Origin of the sequence: Mesorhizobium sp. ES1-4 (assembly GCF_020164745.1) — a bacterium.
Lineage (GTDB): Bacteria > Pseudomonadota > Alphaproteobacteria > Rhizobiales > Rhizobiaceae > Mesorhizobium.
This window is the reverse complement of sequence record NZ_JAIUGV010000012.1, coordinates 139,649-160,644: the sequence shown is the minus strand read 5'-3', so window position 1 is coordinate 160,644 and position 20,996 is coordinate 139,649. Positions and strand designations below refer to the sequence as shown.

Annotated in this window: 24 protein-coding genes; 17 read left to right on the top strand and 7 right to left on the bottom strand. The window is 61.3% G+C overall.

From position 1 onward, the window contains the following. Positions 1–16: 16 nt before the first annotated feature. From LB556_RS23020 to LB556_RS23005, 4 genes are all read right to left on the bottom strand, one after another. Positions 17–1,360 (bottom strand): sensor histidine kinase, encoded by a 1,344-nt coding sequence (locus tag LB556_RS23020; protein WP_224570007.1) that lies wholly within the window; start codon positions 1,358–1,360, stop codon positions 17–19. Further along, the gene (locus tag LB556_RS23015) at positions 1,360–2,025 is read right to left on the bottom strand and encodes a response regulator transcription factor (protein WP_224570006.1); all 666 of its coding nucleotides are present in this window, start codon (positions 2,023–2,025) and stop codon (positions 1,360–1,362) included. Before LB556_RS23015 ends, LB556_RS23020 begins: the two co-directional genes overlap by 1 nt. Further along, positions 2,022–2,351 carry a PepSY domain-containing protein gene (locus LB556_RS23010; protein ID WP_224570005.1) on the bottom strand — a complete coding sequence of 110 codons (330 nt, stop codon included), beginning with the start codon at positions 2,349–2,351 and terminating at the stop codon, positions 2,022–2,024. The genes LB556_RS23015 and LB556_RS23010 overlap by 4 nt, the downstream gene beginning before the upstream one ends. 82 nt (positions 2,352–2,433) lie before the next feature. Then, positions 2,434–2,976, bottom strand: coding sequence for a cytochrome b (locus tag LB556_RS23005; protein ID WP_224570004.1), 543 nt, complete (start codon positions 2,974–2,976; stop codon positions 2,434–2,436). Positions 2,977–3,212: 236 nt separating this feature from the next. Between LB556_RS23005 and LB556_RS23000 the strand changes: the two genes are divergently transcribed. Then, positions 3,213–3,749 (top strand): hypothetical protein, encoded by a 537-nt coding sequence (locus tag LB556_RS23000; protein ID WP_224570003.1) that lies wholly within the window; start codon positions 3,213–3,215, stop codon positions 3,747–3,749. A gap of 210 nt (positions 3,750–3,959) precedes the next feature. Continuing rightward, positions 3,960–4,169, top strand: a complete 210-nt coding sequence (locus tag LB556_RS22995) for a DUF1858 domain-containing protein (RefSeq protein WP_224570002.1) — start codon at positions 3,960–3,962, stop codon at positions 4,167–4,169. Here the strand turns inward: LB556_RS22995 and LB556_RS22990 are convergent. Then, positions 4,166–4,870: a Crp/Fnr family transcriptional regulator gene (locus LB556_RS22990; RefSeq protein ID WP_224570001.1), complete on the bottom strand. Its 705-nt coding sequence runs from the start codon at positions 4,868–4,870 to the stop codon at positions 4,166–4,168. The genes LB556_RS22995 and LB556_RS22990 overlap by 4 nt on opposite strands. Positions 4,871–5,159: 289 nt before the next feature. Between LB556_RS22990 and LB556_RS22985 the strand changes: the two genes are divergently transcribed. From LB556_RS22985 to LB556_RS22965, 5 genes are all read left to right on the top strand, one after another. Next, positions 5,160–5,606, top strand: a complete 447-nt coding sequence (locus LB556_RS22985; protein WP_224570000.1) for a pseudoazurin — start codon at positions 5,160–5,162, stop codon at positions 5,604–5,606. A gap of 249 nt (positions 5,607–5,855) precedes the next feature. After that, positions 5,856–6,959 carry a copper-containing nitrite reductase gene (nirK, locus tag LB556_RS22980; RefSeq protein WP_224569999.1) on the top strand — a complete coding sequence of 368 codons (1,104 nt, stop codon included), beginning with the start codon at positions 5,856–5,858 and terminating at the stop codon, positions 6,957–6,959. A 63-nt stretch (positions 6,960–7,022) separates the two neighbouring features. Further along, complete coding sequence (locus LB556_RS22975; RefSeq protein WP_224569998.1) at positions 7,023–7,886, top strand: SUMF1/EgtB/PvdO family nonheme iron enzyme; 864 nt, start codon at positions 7,023–7,025, stop codon at positions 7,884–7,886. A 15-nt stretch (positions 7,887–7,901) separates the two neighbouring features. Further along, entirely contained in the window at positions 7,902–8,357 is a 456-nt protein-coding gene (locus LB556_RS22970; protein WP_224569997.1) for a group III truncated hemoglobin, read from the top strand. A 132-nt stretch (positions 8,358–8,489) separates the two neighbouring features. Further along, positions 8,490–9,005, top strand: coding sequence for a potassium channel family protein (locus LB556_RS22965; RefSeq protein ID WP_224569996.1), 516 nt, complete (start codon positions 8,490–8,492; stop codon positions 9,003–9,005). A 135-nt stretch (positions 9,006–9,140) separates the two neighbouring features. On the opposite strand, the gene hemN is transcribed toward LB556_RS22965, so the two are convergent. Continuing rightward, on the bottom strand, positions 9,141–10,511 hold the full coding sequence (gene hemN, locus LB556_RS22960) for an oxygen-independent coproporphyrinogen III oxidase (protein WP_224569995.1): 1,371 nt from the start codon (positions 10,509–10,511) through the stop codon (positions 9,141–9,143). A 135-nt stretch (positions 10,512–10,646) separates the two neighbouring features. On the opposite strand from hemN, the gene LB556_RS22955 reads away from it, so the two are divergent. Continuing rightward, the gene (locus LB556_RS22955) at positions 10,647–11,375 is read left to right on the top strand and encodes a Crp/Fnr family transcriptional regulator (RefSeq protein ID WP_224569994.1); all 729 of its coding nucleotides are present in this window, start codon (positions 10,647–10,649) and stop codon (positions 11,373–11,375) included. Between the two features lie 28 nt (positions 11,376–11,403). Here LB556_RS22955 and LB556_RS22950 read toward each other — a convergent pair whose 3' ends face one another. After that, a complete protein-coding gene (locus LB556_RS22950; protein ID WP_224570029.1) occupies positions 11,404–11,826 on the bottom strand; it encodes a hemerythrin domain-containing protein in 423 nt (140 codons plus the stop codon). Positions 11,827–12,071: 245 nt separating this feature from the next. Between LB556_RS22950 and ccoN the strand changes: the two genes are divergently transcribed. The 9 genes from ccoN (at position 12,072) to LB556_RS22905 (ending at position 20,878) form a co-directional block, all read left to right on the top strand. Further along, complete coding sequence (gene ccoN / locus LB556_RS22945; RefSeq protein WP_224569993.1) at positions 12,072–13,682, top strand: cytochrome-c oxidase, cbb3-type subunit I; 1,611 nt, start codon at positions 12,072–12,074, stop codon at positions 13,680–13,682. A gap of 10 nt (positions 13,683–13,692) precedes the next feature. Next, entirely contained in the window at positions 13,693–14,424 is a 732-nt protein-coding gene (gene ccoO, locus LB556_RS22940; protein ID WP_224569992.1) for a cytochrome-c oxidase, cbb3-type subunit II, read from the top strand. Between the two features lie 11 nt (positions 14,425–14,435). Further along, entirely contained in the window at positions 14,436–14,585 is a 150-nt protein-coding gene (locus tag LB556_RS22935) for a cbb3-type cytochrome c oxidase subunit 3 (protein ID WP_224570028.1), read from the top strand. Positions 14,586–14,587: 2 nt separating this feature from the next. Then, a complete protein-coding gene (gene ccoP / locus LB556_RS22930) occupies positions 14,588–15,451 on the top strand; it encodes a cytochrome-c oxidase, cbb3-type subunit III (protein ID WP_224569991.1) in 864 nt (287 codons plus the stop codon). 169 nt (positions 15,452–15,620) lie between these two features. Continuing rightward, on the top strand, positions 15,621–17,180 hold the full coding sequence (gene ccoG, locus LB556_RS22925) for a cytochrome c oxidase accessory protein CcoG (protein WP_224569990.1): 1,560 nt from the start codon (positions 15,621–15,623) through the stop codon (positions 17,178–17,180). Continuing rightward, positions 17,177–17,674, top strand: coding sequence for a FixH family protein (locus LB556_RS22920; protein ID WP_224569989.1), 498 nt, complete (start codon positions 17,177–17,179; stop codon positions 17,672–17,674). The genes ccoG and LB556_RS22920 overlap by 4 nt, the downstream gene beginning before the upstream one ends. Further along, positions 17,671–19,953 carry a cation-translocating P-type ATPase gene (locus LB556_RS22915; protein ID WP_224569988.1) on the top strand — a complete coding sequence of 761 codons (2,283 nt, stop codon included), beginning with the start codon at positions 17,671–17,673 and terminating at the stop codon, positions 19,951–19,953. Before LB556_RS22920 ends, LB556_RS22915 begins: the two co-directional genes overlap by 4 nt. Beyond that, a complete protein-coding gene (gene ccoS / locus LB556_RS22910; protein ID WP_224569987.1) occupies positions 19,953–20,123 on the top strand; it encodes a cbb3-type cytochrome oxidase assembly protein CcoS in 171 nt (56 codons plus the stop codon). Before LB556_RS22915 ends, ccoS begins: the two co-directional genes overlap by 1 nt. After that, positions 20,120–20,878 carry a CBS domain-containing protein gene (locus LB556_RS22905; RefSeq protein WP_318011306.1) on the top strand — a complete coding sequence of 253 codons (759 nt, stop codon included), beginning with the start codon at positions 20,120–20,122 and terminating at the stop codon, positions 20,876–20,878. The genes ccoS and LB556_RS22905 overlap by 4 nt, the downstream gene beginning before the upstream one ends. Positions 20,879–20,996 lie beyond the last annotated feature (118 nt).

Sequence of the window (20,996 nt, the reverse complement as noted above, 5' to 3'; positions counted from 1 at the left end):
GCGTGAAAAAAACACTCTAGCCGTGCCGGGGCAAGGCGACGGTAACGACCAGACCGGGATCGGCATTGGTCATTGTCAGGCTTCCGCCATAGGCTTCGACAATATCTGAAACGATGGAGAGGCCGAGGCCGCTGCTGCCGCCCTTGCTGTCCAGTTGCACGCCGCGCGACAACGCGGCTTGCCGGTCCGCATCGGGAATGCCCGGACCATCATCGGCAACGGCGATGGACACCTCGCCATCGGTTGCCCATGCATTGACCCGAACCGAGGATCTTGCGAAGCGCGCGGCGTTCTCCACCAGATTGCCCAGGATCTCCGACAGATCGCCTTCATCGACCGGCGCCATGAGTTCTTCCGCGACGTCGATCAGGAAAGCGAGCTGCTTGCCGGCCGGGGTGCGCTTGACGACGGCGACGACGCCAGCTGCGGCCTCCCGGATTAGGCACGATGCCTTGCTGGATACCCCGGGAGCCAGACGCGCCCGGGCCAGTTCGCGTTCGACATGGCGGCGGATAGCCCCCGCGCTCTTCTCGATGTCGTCGGCGAGTTGGGTCTCGCCCTTCTTGCGCAAGGCCCTGATGTCGGCAGACAGCACCTGCAGCGGCGTCTTCAGTCCGTGAGCCAGGTCGGTGGCTCGGCCCCGGGCTCGTGCGAGAGCCTTCTCCTGTGCATCGAGCAGGCGGTTGATTTCGTCGGCGAGCGGCTGCACCTCGCTCGGGGCCGCCACGTCAAGCCGTGCCGTGCGCTGCGCGATCACGTTTCGAACGGCGACCCTGAGGTTTTCCAGCGGCGCAAGGCCGACGGTGATCTGGATGAAGAATGCCGCCATCAGGCCCGCTGCGAGCACGATGAGCGCGGGCACGAGATCGCGGACATATCCATCCACCGACACTTCGACGCTGTGGTGGTCTTCCGCCACGGTGGCGCGAAAGGATCGACCGTCGGCATCGGTGATGGTTCGCTCGACGGCAATGGTGAGTTCGCCGCCCGGACCTTTCAGCTCCTGGATCTTTCTCAGTTCGCCATTATCGACCAGTTCAGGCAATATCAGCGTTGCGTCCCATAACGAACGCGAACGGGTCAGACTGTGACTGGCCAGATCTTCCACCTGCCAATAATGGCCGGACAGCGGGTTGGCGAAGCGCGGGTCGGTCAGGTCCGATGTGACCGAGAGCCGGCCGTCGGCCGCGAAGCTGGTCGAGCCGATCAGTTCGTTGAGATCGACGGTCAGCTCACTGACAACGCGCCGTTCCACATTCAGTTCGAACAGATATCGCAGGCCGAGCCCCGCGACGGCAAGGGCGATGAGGATCGAGATGGTTGCCGCCGACCAGAGCCTGAAGCGGATCGAGTTGCCCATCAGGCCTGCTCGTCGGGCATGAAGTATCCGAACCCGCGCCGTGTCTCGATGACATCGTTGCCGAGCTTGCGGCGCAGGCGCCCGACGATGACCTCGACTGCATTGGGATCGCGATCGTTGCCGGAGTCGTACAGATGTTCGGCGAGTTCCGTCGTTGCCACCACGCGCCCGGCATGGTGCATCAGGAATGCCATCAGCCGGTATTCGAGCGGCGACAAGGCGACAGGAGCGCCGCGCAGCGAAATTCGCATCTGGCGGGTATCCAGCAGCAATGGTCCGGATTTCAAGACCGGTGCCGCCTGGCCGGCCGAGCGACGCAGGATCGCGCGCAACCGCGCCAGCAGCTCTTCCATTTCAAACGGCTTGGGCAAGTAGTCGTCGGCGCCGGCGTTGATGCCCTCGACGCGCTCGGTCCACAGCCCCCTCGCCGTCAGGATCAGCACGGGAAAGCGGCGTGCATTGGCCCGCCAGCGCTTCAGCACAACCAGGCCATCGAGTTTTGGCAAGCCGAGATCCAGGATCGCCGCGTCATAATTCTCGACGTCACCCGCGAACCAGGCAGCCTCCCCATCGCGCACGATGTCGACGGCCATTCCAGCAGCCTTGAGGGCAGCCGCGATATCGCCGGCGATACGCGGTTCATCCTCGGCGAGCAGGATCTTCATCGGTCGCCACCTTCGCCGCGCATGAGGACCCCGGCGCCGGCATCCACATCGACGATCCTGCGGTGACCGTCGGCGCCAACGACCTGGAACCGGTAGACCCACCTGTCAGCGATATGGATGAAATCCACGGCTACAATGTCGCCGGGGACGGCGGCGTGAACCACGCCCAGGATGGTCGACAGGCCCTCTATTTCGCCACGTTCGTAGAGATCGCGCGCCCGATCATGATCGCCGTCATCGTCGACATCCGCGCGTGCGGTGGACGGACAGGCAAGCAGGAGCCCGCACAGACCCGCCATCGCCATGAATTTCAGTGAGGACTTCATCCTGGAACCATGTGTCCCAGTACACAACCATTGCAAGCGGCAAGGCGCCGCCTGCATCCGGCCGGAGTGGTCCGGATTTCGGTCAGGCGCCACTTTTCCCCGGCAGCATTCGGTTGAGCACATCGTCCTTCCAGACATAATGATGCCAAAGCGCGGCAACGGCATGCAATCCAGCGAGAATAAGGATCAGATTGGCGCAAAGGCTGTGCAGTTCTTTGATGAAACCGGCCGTGGCGCGGTCCGCGGAAACCGGAGCCGGGATCGTAAAGAGACCGAAGAAACTCAAGGCATCGCCCCGGTACCAGGTCAGCAGGATGCCGAGAACGGGTATGGCGACAAGCAGCGCGTAGAGCAGAACATGCGCGATCTTGGCCAGCAACCGTTCCAGATGTGACATTTCCAGCGGCAGACCCGGCGTTCCAAGCGCCAGCCGCAAGCCGACGCGCAGGACAACCAGCATGAAAAGCAGCAGCCCGAATGAAATATGAAGCCACCAGACGACGGCGCGGCCGGGATCACCGCGCGGGAAGACATCGGCGACGTAAGTCAGGCCGTAAAGGCCAATGACGAGCAGAAAGACGGCCCAGTGAATGGCCTTCTGGGAGTTGGCATAGGCAGGATTCATGCGAGGGTTCCAGTTTGAGTTTTTCAGCAGCGATCCGGTCGAAGCTGTGTTGAGCTGACGGGCATCTGTCAGAATCATGCCTGCAAGACGACATCATGTCAGCGGCATGGAAAAATTCCCGTCACTCCGGCAGCGCCAGTTTTCACGTGATGGCGGACATTGGTTCATCGAACCTGTCAGGACGCTGACAGTTGTGCCCCCTACGCTGCCCTGGAATCGGCCGGAGGCGAACGCGATTGCAATCAGCCGATCCACGCAGGGACTTTGCGCCAGCGCAAAGAGCTGACGGTCAACCGGCACTATTTTCCGCGCCAACATTCTTCCAGCGATGCGATCAAGGCAAATGGAGATCTGTCATGGCAGGCCCTCTCAAAAGGGAAACCATCGAGGCCTGGCGGTTCGCGATTTCCTTTCTGGTGGACCGCGACCGCAGCAAGGCGGCGAGAAAAGCATTCTGGGCGCAAGGCCTGGATCGATGCGCAAGGATTTTGAACGACATCGGTCTGTCGCGAAGCGAGTTCGATGACGGTGTGCGGCTGCCCTACGCGTCGGAGGACCTGCTCACCTCCGCCATGCGATCGACAGGCATCGATCCGGACACCTTTCGGTCGCTGCAGGCGGCGCGCGGCGGCATGTCACGCATCTGCATCACCTGCTCGCATCGGCGGCAATGTCGTGGTCATCTGGACGCCTTCGATTTCGAAGATCACTATCAGGATTTCTGTCCCAACAGCCTGAGTTTTGCAAAGCTACTCGAAGACGCACGTCCCTAGCTCGGCCGACTGGACGAGATGCGTGGAAGGGCTGCCCCAGACCGGATCCGAAATTGCCGGTGATCTTTCGCCGCCCATTCCCGTTCATCGCCGTGTTGAGGCAGTGCCGACACCGCGACGCACCTCGATCGTTGCTTCCTCTTTGTGCCATCGCAACGAACGGACGCAAGACAAGCGCAGTATATCCGCCTGAAAGCGCGGACAAGAAGCATGAAACGCAAATTCAGCGACGATGCGACGATGGACGAAATCATGAGGATGTCGCCGGCGGCGATCCGGATCGTGCTCCAGCACGGCATGCTTTGCGTCGGTTGTCCGATTGCATCGTTCCACACGATTGCCGACGCGGCACGCGAGCACCATCTCGACGAGGAACAACTAAGCTGCGATTTGCAGGCCGCGGCCGGCAGTTCGGACTAGCTCTTCTGTGCCCTGCCTTCCGCGATCAAAAGGAGTTGGTGAGGCGCGACCACGGTCACTTTCTGGCGGCCACCTTTGACCAGGTCAAGGTCCTCCCAAGCCGACAAGAGCCGGCTTACCGTGAAAAGCGTCGTTCCCGTCATCTCGGCTATGTTCTGACGGGTAATTGGAAAGTCGATCAGAATTCCCTCGTCTGTCTTTCTGCCTGCCTGCTTGACCAGTTTGAGCAATGCATGGGCGACACGCTGCTCGACCTGTTCGGTGGCCATCTCGATGACGCGCGTGTGGGCGTCCTGCAGTCTGCTGCCGACGGCCTTGTAAGTGCTGGCCCCAAAACTGGGATAATCGGAGGCGAAAGCCGTCCACAATCGACTTGGCCAGGCGAGAGCCACGCAATCGACGGCAGCGATAGCATTTGCCGGATAGGTGGCGCGGCCCAACGCGTGGGCGATGCCCATCAATTCACCAGGACTTATATACCGCACGGTCACCTCCTGACCGTCCGGGGTCGATTTCACGACGCGGACATGTCCGTCGAGCAACAGGAAAAACGAATGGGCTTCCTGCTCCTGCTCAAACACCGGCTGATCCTTGGCGATCCGGAGCGACCTCGCCTGGCCGACGATGCGTTCGAGATCCATGGCTGCCAAGCCCTCAAAAACAGCAAGCCCGGAAATCAACGAGGGATCGAGCCTACCCAAGTGCTCCTCCTTTCGACCCAAATGGCATTCAAAGCATCAATCGCCATCTGATCGACAACTGTCTCATGGGGAGCCGACGAGCGGCAAGAGGCGCGTACATTCGCTTGCAGGTGCGTCGGCCCGAGAACGCCGCCTGAAAGGGCGGCCGTCAACGTCTGCCCTGCTGCCTCTCGTTTCCGGTAGCCAGAGTCTTCGCCGACCAATTTGCGCCAGCGCAAATCGCACAATCATGACGCGGTGTAAAAAGGAGCCGACGGTCGATGCCGTGAACCCATGAAAGGATTTCGAAATGAAACTATCCCTGATCGCTGCAGCGGTCGCGCTTCTCTCCCTTGCCGGTGCGGCAAATGCCGAAGAGCACGTCGTGCAGATGCTGAACAAAGGAGAAAAAGGTTCGATGGTCTTCCAGCCCGCCTTTGTTCGCGCGGCTCCTGGCGACACGATCAAGTTTGTGCCGACCGACAAGACCCACAACGCCGAGACCATCAAGGACATGATCCCGGACGGCGCCGAACCCTTCAAAGGAAAGCCGAGCGAAGAGATCACCGTGACCCTCACCAAGGAGGGCTTCTATGGCGTCAAGTGCGCTCCCCACTACGGCATGGGCATGGTCGCGCTGATCCTGGTCGGCAAGCCCGCCAACCTGGAAGCGGCGCAAGCGGTCAAGCAGATCGGCAAGGCAAAGCCGGTGTTCGCCGAACTGTTCGCTGAAGCGAGCAAGGCGGCTTCCAACTGAACCTCTGTTCATAGATACCCCTCCGTTTCGGCGATGTCCGGAGGGGGAAGGCCGGGCGGACCAGTGAGAGGCCCAAGCCCGGCCTGATGTATTTCAGGGCTCGGCAAATGCCGATAGGCTTCATACCAAGCAAGTATTCCAAGAAGAAAAGCCTCCACCAACCACGTCAAGTTTGCGTTAGCGCAAAGAAAATATCCCGCGATGTGACTAGACAGTAGGCATCAACCGGTCGAACCTAAGGAGATTGAGATGCTTACCAGACGTGAAGCTTTGTTGGGCTCTGTTCTTACGGTCGCTGCCGTAGCCACCATAAGCGCAATGCCGGCAGCCAGTGCGAAGGACGTCTCCAGCCTGCCACGCGAAAAGGTCACGCTGGTGGCGCCGCCTTTCGTCCATGCCCATGACCAGGTCGCCAAAAGCGGCCCGAAGGTCGTCGAATTCACGATGAAGATCGAAGAAAAGCCGATCGTCATCGACGCCGACGGCACGCAGTTGAATGCGATGACCTACAATGGATCAATTCCAGGACCACTGATGGTCGTGCATGAAGGCGACTATCTCGAGCTCACGCTCGTCAATCCGGATACGAACACGCTTGCCCACAACATCGATTTTCACGCGGCAACCGGTGCGCTCGGCGGCGGTGGGCTGACCCTCATCAATCCTGGCGAGCAGGTGACGCTGCGCTTCAAGGCCACCCGGGCCGGCACGTTCGTATACCATTGCGCGCCCGGCGGCGCGATGATCCCGTGGCATGTCGTGTCCGGCATGAGTGGAGCGGTCATGGTACTCCCGCGCGACGGCCTGAAAGACGACAAAGGCAAGCCGATCCATTACGACCGCATCTACTATGTCGGCGAAAACGACTTCTACATCCCGCGCGACGAACAAGGAAAGTTCAAGAAGTATGACTCGGCCGGCGACAATTACGACGACACCGTGAAGGTGATGCGCGGGTTGATCCCCACCCATGTCGTGTTCAACGGCAAGGCGGGATCGCTGACCGGCGAGCACGCGATGAAGGCCAAGGTCGGGGACACGGTCCTGATCGTACATTCCCAGGCCAATCGCGACACACGGCCCCACCTGATCGGTGGTCACGGCGACTTCGTCTGGGAACAGGGCAAATTTGCCAATCCGCCGGCCAAGGACCTTGAAACCTGGTTCATCCGCGGCGGGTCGGCTGGCGCCGCGCTCTACACGTTCCTGCAGCCGGGCATCTACGCCTATGTGAACCACAATCTGATCGAAGCGGTTGAACTCGGAGCGACCGCGCACTTTACGGTCGACGGCGGCAGCTGGAACGACGACCTGATGACCCAGGTCGCGGCACCCAAAGCAATCGCTTCCTAGGTAGGACAGAAGGGAGTGCAGCCCAACAGTCCCGCAGGGTTGCACCCAAGACCGGATAGCGCCATGTCCTTTGATCCCGTCTTTACGTTCGGCGCCATCGCCGCTGCGGCATTGATAGGCCTGGGCGTAGCCAATCAGGTCGTCGGCAGTCCCACTTCGAGGGTAGCCTCGCCGCTATCCACAATCTTGCGGCCTGGGTCATTTGACCACTCCAGGCCCGGAGAATTCCTTCGGGACAATCATCCTGTCGCGGCACCCATCGTTCGAGAGACCATCGATGCACCACTGGAAATCATGAAATACCAGGTCAGTGTATCGGACTATGCACGCTGCGTTGCCGATGGCGCCTGCAAGCCGGCCGAATTGCGAAAGGTGGGCGACGTGCCGGTCACTGGGGTAAGTCACATTGACGCCGAAGCCTATGCAAAGTGGCTGTCACAACGGACCGGCGAAACATGGCGACTGCCAACAGACGTCGAGTGGGCCTTTGCCGCTGGCGAACGCTTTCGGGGCGACGTAGAGGGAAGTGAAAGCGACCCGGACAACCCGGCGCGCCGTTGGCTCGACCAGTATCGCACCGAGACGTCGCTCGGACGCGCGCCCGATCCAGAGCCTAGGACGCAAGGGGCCTTTGGGATCAACGAGAAGGGATTGGCCGACATTGCCGGCAATGTCTGGGAATGGACGTCCACCTGCTACGTCCATACGACAATCTCGGGCGATGGAACAGAAACGGCGAGCTCGATTGAAAACTGCGGCGTGCACGCTGTGGAAGGTTTCCATCGTACGTACATGTCGAACTTCATCCGAGACGGCAAGAGCGGTGGCTGTGCGGTCGGCACGCCACCCGATAATCTCGGCTTTCGCCTCGTCCGCGACCCGTCAGGCGTCCTACGTTCCGCCCTTCGCGAACTGGGCATCTCGTAACAGCAGAGAGTATGAATGACTTTTAGATCAGCACCAATCGAGAGGGCGGCTCCTGCCGCGGAACGGCCGCTCGATCACCCCGGTGTTGACCGGCAATCGATAGCCAAGCTGGTTCGCAAATTCTATGCCAGGGTCAGGAAGGACAAGCGCCTCGGGCCAATATTCGCGCGCGAGATCAGCGGCGATTGGGAGCTTCACCTCGAAAAGATGACGGACTTCTGGTGTTCCGTCATCCTAAAGACCGGCGTCTATCGTGGACGGCCTGTGCCGGCGCATACGAGGCTGCAGGATGTCACGGAAGCCGATTTCGAGATCTGGCAAGCCTTGTTTGCCAAGACGGCTGCGGAGTTGTTCGCTCCCGAGACTGCAGCTGTGTTTGTCGCGCGGGCCAAGCGCATAGCCATGAGCTTGAGGTTGGCGATGTTCTTTCGCCTCGGGTCCCCACCATCGGCAATGCTACCCAAGAGATGACGCATGGTGAGATTAACTGACCTTGCGATCACCGAATGAGCCACCACGCCTCAAAGGCTCTGGATCGCCCTGGACAGCGCCACACGAACATCCATCGCGGAGGGATTCCTGGGCTCGCTTCTGGCTCCTCAATTGGCCAGTGGCGGCGCCAGGCTGGTCGAGCACCGGATTGATCTCGCACAAGGCGAGCTGCCGTTACTACGCTATGGTCGACGCATGTTCTCAAACCTGCTTGTCGGCACTGTCGCCATCAGCCTGACGGTTCTTGTCCACACGTTTGGCCTTATCGCCGTCACCCACGCGATGACCCATATGGTGGCCCGTTTCCGCATGCATGGCCGCCGCAGCCGCATCGTCGCGATGATCAGCGTCGTGATGGGCCTTTTTGCCGTCATGACCGTCGAAGTTTGGTTGTGGGCGGGCTTGTATCGTCTTCTCGGAATCCTGCCGGATTTCGAGACCGCTCTATACTTTTCGACGACCACTTTCTCCACCGTCGGCTATGGCGACATCGTGCCCGCCCATGACTGGCGTGTCCTGGCGGCCCTGGAAGGCGTGAACGGCTTCCTGCTGATCGGCTGGTCCACCGCCTATCTGATTGCGGCCGGGACCCGCATTGGCCCGTTCAGAATTGGCGAACATTTCTAGAGCCGGATGATTTCAGGTCGAGTCGACCTGAAATCTGAATCCGTCTCTAAATCAAAGAGATAGAGCATGATGTCATCCGAAAGCCGCTTCACACTTTTCGGCATCATGCTCTAGGCGGTGGCAACGGCGGCGTGCTCAGACAGCCCGTGAGTGCTTGCCCGCGCCGCTCTGCAAATACCTGTCGAACTTCGATGCCACGATCCTGACGAGCGGGCGGTCGTCGACGGGCACGAGGAAATGATCGCCTTGAAGCTGAAGCAACGCCTCGGCGCCGTTGGCGAGCCCGCTCGCGATGAGCAGCAGTTTCTGGCCTGCGTCGCCGAAGCGTTCGACCAGGTCGATCGCCGAGAACGAAAATTCGCACATCAGGCGCTCTATCATCCAGCCTCTGGCCAGATCGTCGCGGCTGAACGCGATGCCGCGCGCTGTCGCCAGCCGGCCCGAATTGACGACCTTCTCGTATTCGCCTGTCGCAACGATGTTCTGGGCATAACCCTGGCGAAACCGGCTGATCGAGGAAGGACCAAGTCCGATCAGGGTTTCACACTGGTCCTCGGTGTAGCCCTGAAAATTACGCCGGATCTTGCCGGCGCTGGCCGCGATGGCAAGCGTGTCGTCCGGCTTGGCGAAATGATCGAACCCGACTGCCTGATAGCCGCAATCCACGATCAGCTTGGCAGCGAGTTGCGATTGCGCCAGGCGTGCGGCGGAGTCGGGCAGCCACGCCTCGTCGATCATGGTCTGGTGTTTCTTGAACCAGGGAACATGCGCATAGCCGAACAGCGCTATCCGGTCGGGCTGCAAGATCAAGGCCTGGGCGACGGTCGCCGCCAGGCTGTCGAGCGTCTGGTGTGGCAGACCGTAGAGCAGATCGAGGTTCACGGAGTTTACGCCTCGCTCGCGCACCGCATCGACCACACCCCTGGTAGCCTCAAAACTCTGATCGCGGTTGATGGCTTTCTGCACCTTGGCGTCGAAGTCCTGGACCCCAAGGCTTGCCCTTGTCATGCCGATCCTGGCGAAGGCGTCAAGGCGGCCTTCATCCATGTCGTTGGGATCGATTTCGACGCAGAGACTGGCGTCATCGAGAAAATCGAACCGACGCCGCAGGGCCTTTCCAAGTGCCACGATGTCGTCCGGCTTCAGCATGGTCGGCGAGCCGCCGCCCAGGTGCACGGCCCGCACCCTGCCCTTGCCGCGCACGATGTCGCCCACGGTCTCGATTTCCCTGTGCAGGGCGTGCAGGAAGGTCGCCACCGGCGCATAGTGCCGTGTCTGTTTGGTGTGACAGGCACAGAACCAGCATAGCCTGTCGCAGTAGGGAATATGCAGATAGAGCGAGATCTCGTCTTCGCCGCCGAGCGCGTTCACCCAGCCGCGCACCGCCGCGGCGTCGATGCCCGGATGAAAGTGCGGGGCGGTTGGATAGCTCGTGTAGCGTGGCACGTTCTCGGCCAGGCTGGCGATCGGAATCGGGGATGTTTCCTTGACGGTCGTTGATTGCATGGCCGGCTATATGCCCGTGGCGCAAAGGGCAAACCTTGATCTTGGTCAAGGCGCTCCAAGGCACGGACAAACTGCCGCAACAATGCCTCGGGGCGAAGGTGATATCGTTCAACACCTTTAAAGCCAGGCGACGACATGACCATCAGGCAGGACGTTCACAGTTCCGACATCCCGGTGCTTTGCCAGTCCTGCGAAGCGCGGCATCGCGGCGTCTGCGGCGCGCTCGATCCCGACCAGCTTGTCGGGCTTGCCAGGACTTCGTCAAAACAGCGGGTCGGGGCTGGGGTTGAACTGGTCGGCGATGCCGAGATCGTCGGCAGCTATTCGAATGTGCTTTCCGGCGTGGTGAAACTGACGAAGAGCCTCTCGGACGGACGCCAGCAGATTGTTGGCCTGCAGTTCGCGCCTGACTTCCTTGGCAGGCCGTTCAAGACGGAAAGCGAGATCAATGTGGAGACGGCGACAGCCGTTGCGCTTTGTTCATTTCCCAAAACCGTCATTGAACGCATGATCAAGGAGTCGCCCGAGCTTGAGCATCGGCTGCTCAGGCAAGCGCTGAACGAACTCGATGAAGCGCGCGAATGGATGGTGATGCTGGGCCGCAAGACGGCGGCGGAGAAAGTGGCGAGCTTTCTGGTCATGATCGCCAGGAATATCGATCCATGCGCGGATTCCATGGCCTCGTCTGCGAGCTTCGACTTGCCGCTGACGCGTTCCGACATCGGCGATTTTCTCGGACTTACGATCGAGACAGTGAGTCGCCAGCTGACCCGATTGCGAGCCGAGGGCGTGATCAGGATCGAAAACAGCCGGCATATCATCGTGGACGATATGAAGCGGCTGGAGCTGCGCTGCGGCGACTGAAACGCACGACCAAGATCGTTGTCACGGTTCAAGAATGCGCGTCAACAATCGAAATGATCCGGGGCAGGACATGCTCCCTCTCGAACGCGATATGCCGCCGCAAGCTCTCGAAGAATCCGCGCAGCATGAAACCCAGCGCTTCCGCATTCCCGATCGGGCGACCGTGGCCGATCCCTAGCAGCTGCTCGGTAACCTCATCGGCGAAGCATTCGTCCTCTATGTGTTCGGCCCTGAGGCGACTGATGGACTGGAATGAGGCTTCCGCCCCGGTCAACGCAGCCTCATAGACCGGGAAAATCACGGCCTCCTCAAACAGGTGAATGTCGCGCAGCAGCGGAACAATCCTGTTTGCCGTGCCAAGGCAACTGAAGCGATCGACGTTGGGCAATGTGTCGGCAATGCTCTCCAGTGCTTCGCACAGGCGCAGTTTTTCATCGTGCAGTCGCATCATCGCGGCGGCCGACGCCGCCGGGATGCTGACCCCGCTCACCTTTCTTGTTCGTGCGCGACGGGAGCGGAGCGATGGCACGCGCTGCAGTTTCCTCTTCAATCGCTTGCTCCTGATTGGACCGCACGAGACGCTGCCCAAACCAAATCCGCCCGGCTTTGACATGGATCAAGGCGGGCCAAGAGCACCTGCGGAATTCATGCAGCGCGGATTTGAGGTCCGCCGGGATTCGAGATCGGGGACTTGCGATGAAGTTTGGCACAGAGATCGTCTTTCTAAGCCTGTTCGCATTCGCGGCGCTCGTGGCTGCGGGCTTCGGCGTCGACGAACCGTTCCGCCAGCACATGTGGGTGCTGTTCCTGGTGCTGGCCGGCTTCACGATCGTCTTGCTACGCAAGTCGGATTTCAAGCCGGCGGCGCCGATTGATCCTGCGGCGTATATGGATGGGCCGATCCGGTATGGCACGATCGCCACAGTGTTCTGGGGCGTCGTCGGGATGCTGGTTGGGGTGGTCATCGCGCTGCAGCTTGCCTATCCGCAGCTCAACGTCCAGCCATGGTTCAATTTCGGCCGCCTGCGCCCGGTCCACACGTCCGGGGTGGTTTTCGCCTTTGGCGGCAACGCGCTGCTTTGCACATCGCTCTATGTGGTGCAGCGAACCTGCCGCGCGCGCCTTTTCGGCGGCAATCTGGCCTGGTTTGTATTCTGGGGCTACCAGCTCTTCATCGTCATGGCCGCGACCGGCTACCTGCTCGGCATCACCGAAAGCCGTGAGTACGCCGAGCCCGAATGGTATGTCGACATCTGGCTGACCATCGTCTGGGTCGCCTATCTCATCCTGTTCCTCGGCACGATCCTGAAGCGCAAGGAGCCGCATATCTATGTCGCCAACTGGTTCTACCTGTCCTTCATCGTGACCATCGCGATGCTGCATGTGGTCAACAACCTGTCGATGCCGCCCTCCTTCCTCGGTTCCAAAAGCTATTCCGCCTTCTCCGGGGTCCAGGACGCCCTGACGCAATGGTGGTACGGCCACAACGCCGTTGGCTTCTTCCTGACGGCTGGCTTCCTTGGCATGATGTACTACTTCGTGCCCAAGCAGGCCAACCGGCCGATCTATTCCTACCGGCTGTCGATCATCCACTTCTGGGCTCTGATCTTCCTCTACATCTGGGCCGGTCCGCACCACCTCCACTACACCGCCCTGCCCGACTGGGCGCAGACATTGGGCATGGTGTTTTCGATCATGCTCTGGATGCCCTCCTGGGGCGGCATGATCAACGGCCTGATGACGCTCTCGGGCGCCTGGGACAAAATCCGCACCGATCCGATCATCCGCATGATGGTCGCGGCCATCGCCTTCTACGGCATGTCGACATTCGAAGGCCCGATGATGTCGATCAAGACGGTCAATTCGTTGTCGCACTATACGGACTGGACGATCGGCCATGTCCATTCGGGCGCGCTCGGTTGGGTTGGCATGATTTCGTTCGGCGCGATCTACTACATGGTGCCGAAACTGTGGAACCGTGAGCGGCTCTATTCGCTACGCCTGGTCACCTGGCACTTCTGGCTGGCGACCCTCGGAATCGTCGTCTACGCCGCGGTCATGTGGGTGTCGGGCATCATGCAGGGCCTGATGTGGCGCGAGTACGACGAGCAGGGCTTCCTCGTCTATTCCTTCGCGGAAACCGTCGCCGCTATGCACCCCTACTACATCATGCGTGCCGTCGGAGGTGCGATGTATCTCACCGGGACCCTGCTGATGGCGTGGAACGTCACCATGACCATTCGTGGCCGCCAGCGCCAGGAACAGCCGCTGCCAGGTTCCGCGCCCGCCCTCCAGCCTGCCGAATAAGGAGCCAGACATGGGCTTGATTGACAGACATGCGATTATTGAGAAGAACGCCACACTGCTTCTCGTCGGCTCGCTGCTGGTCGTGACGGTTGGCGGCATCGTCGAGATCGCGCCGCTCTTCTATCTCGACAACACGATCGAGAAGGTCGACGGCATGCGGCCCTACTCGCCGCTCGAACTCGCCGGCCGCAACATCTACGTGCGCGAAGGTTGCTATCTCTGCCACAGCCAGATGATCAGGCCGTTCCGCGACGAGGTCGAGCGCTACGGTCATTACAGCCTGGCGGCCGAGTCGATGTACGATCATCCCTTCCAGTGGGGATCCAAGCGCACCGGCCCCGATCTGGCCCGCGTCGGCGACCGTTACTCCAACACGTGGCACGTCCAGCATCTGACCGACCCCCGCTCGGTGGTGCCGGAGTCGATCATGCCGAGCTATGCGTTCCTGAAGGAGACGCCCATCGAGGTGAAGGATTTTTCGACCCACCTCGTCGCCAACAGGCATGTCGGCGTGCCCTATTCCGACGACATGATTGCGCATGCCAATGCCGATCTCATGGCGCAAGCCGATCCCAATGCCGATACCACCGCACTGCTGGCGCGGTATCCGAAGGCCAAGGTTGGTGATCTGGACGGCAATCCGCAGCAAGTCACCGAAATGGATGCTCTCGTCGCCTACCTGCAGATGCTCGGCACGCTTGTCGACTTCAAGAACTACGACGAAGCAGCCGGCTACCGTTGAGGGGACAGATGATGGCTTACAATTTGATGCGGGAATTCGCCGACAGCTGGGGCCTTCTTGCCATGGCGCTGTTCTTCGTCGGCTGCATTGGCTTCGCTCTCCGTCCAGGCGGCAAGAAGCAGGCCGACGAGGCAGCCCAGATACCGCTCAAGGACGACTGATCATGAGCAACGAACATATCGACGAAGTCTCCGGCATCTCGACGACCGGTCATGAGTGGGACGGAATCAGGGAGCTCAACAATCCCTTGCCGCGATGGTGGGTGATAACCTTCTACGTCACCATCGCATGGGCGGCCGCTTACACCATCGCCTATCCGGCCTGGCCGATGTTGAGCGGCGCAACGAAAGGGGTGCTCGGCTATTCCTCCCGCAACGAGGTCAAGCATGAGTTGGCTGCCGCGGAAGCAGCAAAAGTCAAATTTGTCACCGCGATCCAGGACAAGACTGTAGCCGAGATTTCAGCGGACGACGCGTTGCGTGAATTCGCGGTCGCGGCCGGCGCGGCGACGTTCAAGGTCAATTGCGTCCAGTGTCATGGCTCGGGCGCCCAGGGGTCAAAGGGCTTTCCCAACCTCAACGACGACGACTGGCTTTGGGGAGGCAAGGCCGACGAAATCCGGCAGACGATCACGCACGGCATCCGCTTCACATCCGATTCGGACACCAGGCAATCGGAAATGCCTGCCTTCGCCGATGTCATTACGCCCGAACAGATCGCACAGGTGAGCGCCTATGTCGCCAGCCTCTCGGGCAAAGTCAATGATGGGAGCCTGGTCGGCCCCGGCGCCAAGGTCTTCGCGGACAATTGCGCGGCCTGCCATGGCGCCGACGCCAAGGGAAACAGGGAATTCGGCGCGCCCAACCTGACCGATGCGATCTGGCTTTATGGACCCGGCGAAACAGCCATCGCCGAGCAGGTCCGCTCGCCCAAGCATGGCGTCATGCCGGCTTGGCTCGGGCGCCTTGGAGATACCAAGGTCAAGGAACTCGCGGTCTATGTCCATTCGCTTGGAGGTGGAGAATAGGAAGGGGGCCCATTCTCAAGCCCTCGGCCATCCAAGCGACGAGGCCCGGCCATGCCGGGCCTCGATTTGTTTTGCCGCTCCTCGACTTGACCTGCATCAACGCGGCGCGCCGTGACTTTCGGCAAGACCGACGACGAGGCGTTGTCATTGCCGGCATTGGAGAAGGCACGTGTTGGATCAGACGCAGGTGGAACGGCTCGACGCCGAGGCGGTCAACTCCGCCAGGACGCGGCAGCCCCTCTATGCGGCGCGCAAGAAGATTTTCCCGAAGCGAGCCTCCGGTCGCTTCCGCCAGTTCAAATGGCTGGTGATGGCGGTTACGCTCGGCATCTACTATCTGACCCCCTGGCTACGATGGAACCGCGGGCCATTTGCCCCTGACCAGGCTGTGCTGCTCGACCTCGCGAACCGCCGTTTCTATTTCTTCTTCGTCGAGATCTGGCCGCAGGAATTCTATTACGTCGCCGGCCTCCTGATGATGGCAGGCATCGGTCTTTTCCTTGTAACATCCACGGTGGGGCGCGCCTGGTGCGGCTACGCCTGTCCACAGACCGTCTGGGTCGACCTGTTCCTGGTCGTCGAGCGCGCCGTCGAAGGCGATCGCAATGCCCGTATCAAGCTCGAAGCCGCTCCGTGGAACGCCCGCAAGCTCGTGCTGCGCATATCGAAGCACGCCATCTGGCTGCTGATAGCGGTCGCAACCGGCGGCGCCTGGATATTCTATTTCGCCGATGCGCCAACGCTTGCCGCGAACGTGGCAAGCGGCACCGCGGCGCCGGTCGCCTATCTCACGATCCTGGTGCTGACGGCGACCACGTACACGTTTGGCGGCCTCATGCGCGAACAGGTGTGCACCTATATGTGCCCGTGGCCGCGCATTCAGGCGGCGATGCTGGACGAGAGCTCGCTGACGGTGACGTACAACGACTGGCGCGGTGAGCCAAGGTCGCGCCATGCCAAGAAAGCCGTTGCCGCGGGCCAGCTCGCCGGCGACTGCGTCGACTGCAATGCCTGTGTGGCGGTTTGTCCGATGGGGATCGATATCCGCGACGGGCAGCAGCTGGAGTGCATTACCTGCGCGCTTTGCATCGACGCCTGCGATGGCGTCATGGACAAGCTCGGCCGGGAGCGCGGGCTGATCGCCTATGCAACGCTGTCAGACTACAACGCCAACATGTCGCTGGCGACCGCGGGCGGCGCCACACCCGTAAACCCAGCACTGATCAGGACGGCCGAAGGATCGTTCGCCGACGGCCTGGCACACTTCCATCCGCGCAATATCTTCCGGCCGCGCACCTTCATCTATCTCGGGGCGTGGTCGGCGATCGGGCTGGCACTGCTCTATTCGCTGCTGACGCGCGAACGTCTCGAGTTGAACGTCCTGCATGACCGCAACCCGCAATTCGTCACCTTGTCGGATGGCTCGATACGCAACGGCTATACCGTAAAGCTGCTCAACATGATCCCCGAGCCAAGGACGATCGAGGTCAGCCTGCAAGGCTTGCCTGGGGCCGAGATGAATGCGGTCGGTGTCGATCTGCCCCCTTCACGGTCTTTCACGACGGTGGCCGACCCTGACCGGCTGAAGATGCTCAAGGTCTTTGTGCGCCAGCCGCCCGGCCAGATCACGGGTATCGCGCAGACTTTCAAGTTCCGGATCAAGGACCAGGGCGGCGTCGAGTCGGCCGAATACACCGCAACGTTCAACGCACCGGAGATCGCCAAGTGAGCACCCAACCGCAAAAGGCCCGCGAGTTTACCGGCAAGCACATGCTGCTCACCATCGTTGGCTTCTTCGGCGTCGTCATCGGCGTCAACCTCACCATGGCGACGCTTGCAAACACGAGCTGGACCGGCCTTGTTGTTGAGAACACCTATGTCGCCAGCCAGCAATTCAATCAGAAGGCCAAGCAAGGGCGTGCGCAGGCGGCACTCGGCTGGACAGGCAAGTTGACGATCTCGGACGGGCTTGTCGGCTACGCGTTGGCAGATGCGACCGGCAAACCGGTAAGCTTGCGCGCGGTAAAGGTGCTGTTCCGCCATCCGGCCTTTGAAGCCGAGGACAAGGTTGTCGCTCTGGCGGCGGGCACGGGGCAGGCATTCAGTGCCCAGCATACTCCAAAGGACGGTGTCTGGATTGTTGAGATCGACGCCGACGCCGGCCTGACCGAGCCGTATCGCGATGTTCGCCGGATCAGGATTTCCAAGGGGGCAATCCTGTGAGTTGCTGTGCGCCTGGCGCTGAAATGGCGTTGGATCTCACCGCCGCCGTCACGCCCTCGAGCGCCGAGATCAGACTGGCCAGCCGCTCGCTCGGCGGCGACCTCCACCAGACCGACCTGTCAGTGCCATCGGTTCATTGCGCTGCATGCATCCACACCATCGAAACAACGCTCGGCAAGCTCGAGCACGTGGAGAGCGCGCGCGTGAACCTGTCGACAAAGCGGGTATCGGTGCGCTGGCACGGGTACGAAGCGCCACCCTTGTTCGCAACCCTTGACCGTTCGGGGTATCGGGCAAACCTCTTCGAACCCGAAACGTTCGGGAAAGACGACACACTTTCCGGATTGATCCGCGCCGTCGCTGTCGCCGGGTTTGCTGCGGCAAACATCATGCTGCTGTCGGTTTCGGTCTGGTCCGGCGCACAGGGTGCCACGCGGGACCTGTTTCACTGGGTCTCGGCGCTCATTGCGGTCCCTGCGCTCTTCTTTGCCGGCGGAATCTATTTCCGTTCGGCAGCGAACGCCCTGCGCCATGGCCGCATGAACATGGACGTGCCCATCGCGGTCGGTGTTTCCCTCGCTTACGCGATGAGCCTCTACGAGACGATCAACCACGGTGAGCATGCCTACTTCGACGCATCCGTGTCGCTGCTGTTTTTCCTCCTGATCGGTCGCACGCTGGACCATGTCATGCGCGAGCGCGCGCGGACCGCCGTCAACGGCCTCTCGCGGCTGGCGGCGCGGGGAGCGGTTGTTTTGCGCGATGACAGTGCCCGCGACTACCTGCCGATCGGCGAGATCGCTCCGGGAATGCGGCTTCTGATCGCGGCTGGAGAACGGATCCCGGTCGACGGCACGATCCTCAGCGGCGACTCGGATCTCGACTGCTCCCTGGTCTCAGGTGAGAGCACCCCCAGAAGCGTGGGTTTGGGGGCACACATTCAGGCCGGCATGCTCAATCTTACCGGTCCGCTGACGATGGAGGCGACAGCCGCCGCGAAGGATTCCTTCCTGGCCGAAATGGTTCGATTGATGGAAGCCGCCGAGGGCGGCCGCTCGACCTACCGCAGGATCGCCGACCGGGTCTCGGCGTTCTATGCGCCGGTGGTCCATCTTGCCGCCTTGCTGACATTTCTCGGCTGGATGGCCGCGACGGGCGACTGGCACCGGGCCATGACGATAGCGATCGCGGTTCTCATCATCACCTGTCCATGCGCGCTCGGCCTTGCCGTGCCGATCGTTCAGGTGGTGGCGGCGCGGCGCCTGTTTGAAGCCGGTATCATGGTCAAGGATGGTTCGGCCATGGAGCGGCTCGCCATGATCGACACGGCGCTGTTTGACAAGACCGGAACACTCACCCTCGGGCAGCCGAGGCTGATCAACGCCTCGTCCATAGACCCGACCATGCTTGCGATCGCGGCCGACATGGCCGCGCATTCGCATCATCCATTTTCGAAGGCCATAGCCGGTTTTGGCGGTTTCTCCGGCCAACCGAAGCTCGATTCCGTCAGCGAGCACCCAGGCTTCGGCATGGAGGCCCTTACCGAGGGCAACACCTGGCGGCTCGGGCGCCGCGGTTGGGCCGGCTGGAAGGCCAGGACCGGCGGCGAGGGCAAACATGGCGGTTATGGCGGAACGGTCCTGACGAAGAATGGGACGATCGCCGCCACTTTCGCATTCGAGGACGCCGTGCGCGCCGATGCCAGGCTCGCCTTGGCAAAACTGAGACACAGCGGCGTCTCGATCGAGATGCTGTCGGGCGATACCGCCAAGGCCTGCGCGGAGGTCGCGGGGGCTTTGGGCATCGAGCGCTACGTTCCGTCGCTGCTTCCCTCCGGCAAGGTCGAATGGGTCGAGGCGCTGACCCGGGCGGGCCACAAGGTTTTGATGGTGGGCGACGGGCTCAATGACACGCCGGCGCTGGCCGCCGCCCACGTCTCGATGGCGCCGGCTACAGCTGCCGATGTCGGCCGCAACCTCGCTGACTTCGTCTTTCTGCGCGAAAGCCTTCTGGCCGTGCCGCTCGCTCTCGACATTTCGCGCAAGGCCGGGCGGCTGATCCGCCAGAACCTCGCGATCGCCGTTGTCTACAACGCCGTCGCCGTTCCGATCGCCATAGCCGGCCATGTGACGCCGCTCATTGCGGCGATCGCGATGTCCGCCTCCTCGCTGCTGGTGATTGGGAACGCCATGCGGCTTCAACGCTTCGCAAGGGCTCTGTCGCTCGAAAGCGCGTCGCAAGGTGGACCCGCGAGCACCGGCGTGCTGGCCCAATCCTGATGGCCGGCCTCCTTTACCTCATCCCGGCAGCACTGCTTCTTGGCGCGATCGGTCTGGCGGGCTTCCTCTGGGCGTTGCGCAGCGGCCAGTACGAGGATCTCGATGGCGCGGCGGAGCGCATTCTCATCGACAGCGATGACAGCGCGGAGAATGCCCCTCGCAGCAAGTGACGCAGATCAAAGCGTTGCCGATCCGGATGTCCCATTGTCGTCTGAATCAGGAGGTGGGGATGCAAGCCGAAACCATAATGACGAAGCCCGTCATCACGATTGATGCGAGCGCCACGCTGGCCGAAGCAGTCAACCTTATGCTTTCGAGAAAAGTCAGTTGCCTGCCGGTAACGCACAGCGACGGCACCTTGGCCGGTATCGTCAGCGAAGGCGACTTCCTGCGCCGGGAAGAACTTGGCACACAGCGCGTTCGTCCGCGCTGGCTGCAGTTTCTGCTAGGCCCCGGCAAGATCGCCGACGACTACGTGCGCGCCAACGGGCGGTTCATCCACGAGGTGATGACCATGGACGTCGTTTCGGCGTCTCCAGGCGCCACGCTGGCAGAGATTGTCGATCTGATGGTGCAACATGACATCAAGAACGTGCCGATCGTTGATCGTGACAGAATCGTCGGCATCATCACGCGAACGGATTTGCTGCGCGCCCTGATGCGCACCATGAAACCTGCCGCCACGCCACCCGATGACGAGCAGATCCGCAAGGAAATCCTCGCCGAACTTCAGGGCCAGTCATGGAGCGGCGGCGAGCTGATTGGCGTGAGCGTCGACGAGGGCGTCGTCGAGCTGACAGGCGCGATCGTCGACGAGCGGCAACGGCAGGCGGCAATCGTCGCGGCGGAGAACGTTGCAGGCGTCAGGCAAGTCAAGGACAGCCTTTTCTGTGCGGAGCCCTTCTCCGTCATCCTGGTTTCCTAGAGCCGGATAATTTCGGTCGAGCGGACCTGAAATCTGTATCCGTCCCTGAAATCAAAGAGACAGCGCATGATGTCGTCCGAAAACCGCTTCACCATTTTCGGCACCATGCCCTAGCAGC

Excerpts from the sequence above, each read along its gene's own strand:
- LB556_RS23020 (WP_224570007.1), bottom strand. The coding sequence starts at position 1,360 with ATGGGCAACTCGATCCGCTTCAGGCTCTGGTCGGCGGCAACCATCTCG.
- LB556_RS23015 (WP_224570006.1), bottom strand. The coding sequence starts at position 2,025 with ATGAAGATCCTGCTCGCCGAGGATGAACCGCGTATCGCCGGCGATATC.
- LB556_RS23010 (WP_224570005.1), bottom strand. The coding sequence starts at position 2,351 with ATGAAGTCCTCACTGAAATTCATGGCGATGGCGGGTCTGTGCGGGCTC.
- LB556_RS23005 (WP_224570004.1), bottom strand. The coding sequence starts at position 2,976 with ATGAATCCTGCCTATGCCAACTCCCAGAAGGCCATTCACTGGGCCGTC.
- LB556_RS22995 (WP_224570002.1), top strand. The coding sequence starts at position 3,960 with ATGAAACGCAAATTCAGCGACGATGCGACGATGGACGAAATCATGAGG.
- LB556_RS22985 (WP_224570000.1), top strand. The coding sequence starts at position 5,160 with ATGAAACTATCCCTGATCGCTGCAGCGGTCGCGCTTCTCTCCCTTGCC.
- nirK (WP_224569999.1), top strand. The coding sequence starts at position 5,856 with ATGCTTACCAGACGTGAAGCTTTGTTGGGCTCTGTTCTTACGGTCGCT.
- LB556_RS22975 (WP_224569998.1), top strand. The coding sequence starts at position 7,023 with ATGTCCTTTGATCCCGTCTTTACGTTCGGCGCCATCGCCGCTGCGGCA.
- LB556_RS22970 (WP_224569997.1), top strand. The coding sequence starts at position 7,902 with ATGACTTTTAGATCAGCACCAATCGAGAGGGCGGCTCCTGCCGCGGAA.
- hemN (WP_224569995.1), bottom strand. The coding sequence starts at position 10,511 with ATGCAATCAACGACCGTCAAGGAAACATCCCCGATTCCGATCGCCAGC.
- LB556_RS22955 (WP_224569994.1), top strand. The coding sequence starts at position 10,647 with ATGACCATCAGGCAGGACGTTCACAGTTCCGACATCCCGGTGCTTTGC.
- LB556_RS22950 (WP_224570029.1), bottom strand. The coding sequence starts at position 11,826 with ATGATGCGACTGCACGATGAAAAACTGCGCCTGTGCGAAGCACTGGAG.
- ccoN (WP_224569993.1), top strand. The coding sequence starts at position 12,072 with ATGAAGTTTGGCACAGAGATCGTCTTTCTAAGCCTGTTCGCATTCGCG.
- ccoO (WP_224569992.1), top strand. The coding sequence starts at position 13,693 with ATGGGCTTGATTGACAGACATGCGATTATTGAGAAGAACGCCACACTG.
- LB556_RS22935 (WP_224570028.1), top strand. The coding sequence starts at position 14,436 with ATGGCTTACAATTTGATGCGGGAATTCGCCGACAGCTGGGGCCTTCTT.
- ccoP (WP_224569991.1), top strand. The coding sequence starts at position 14,588 with ATGAGCAACGAACATATCGACGAAGTCTCCGGCATCTCGACGACCGGT.
- ccoS (WP_224569987.1), top strand. The coding sequence starts at position 19,953 with ATGGCCGGCCTCCTTTACCTCATCCCGGCAGCACTGCTTCTTGGCGCG.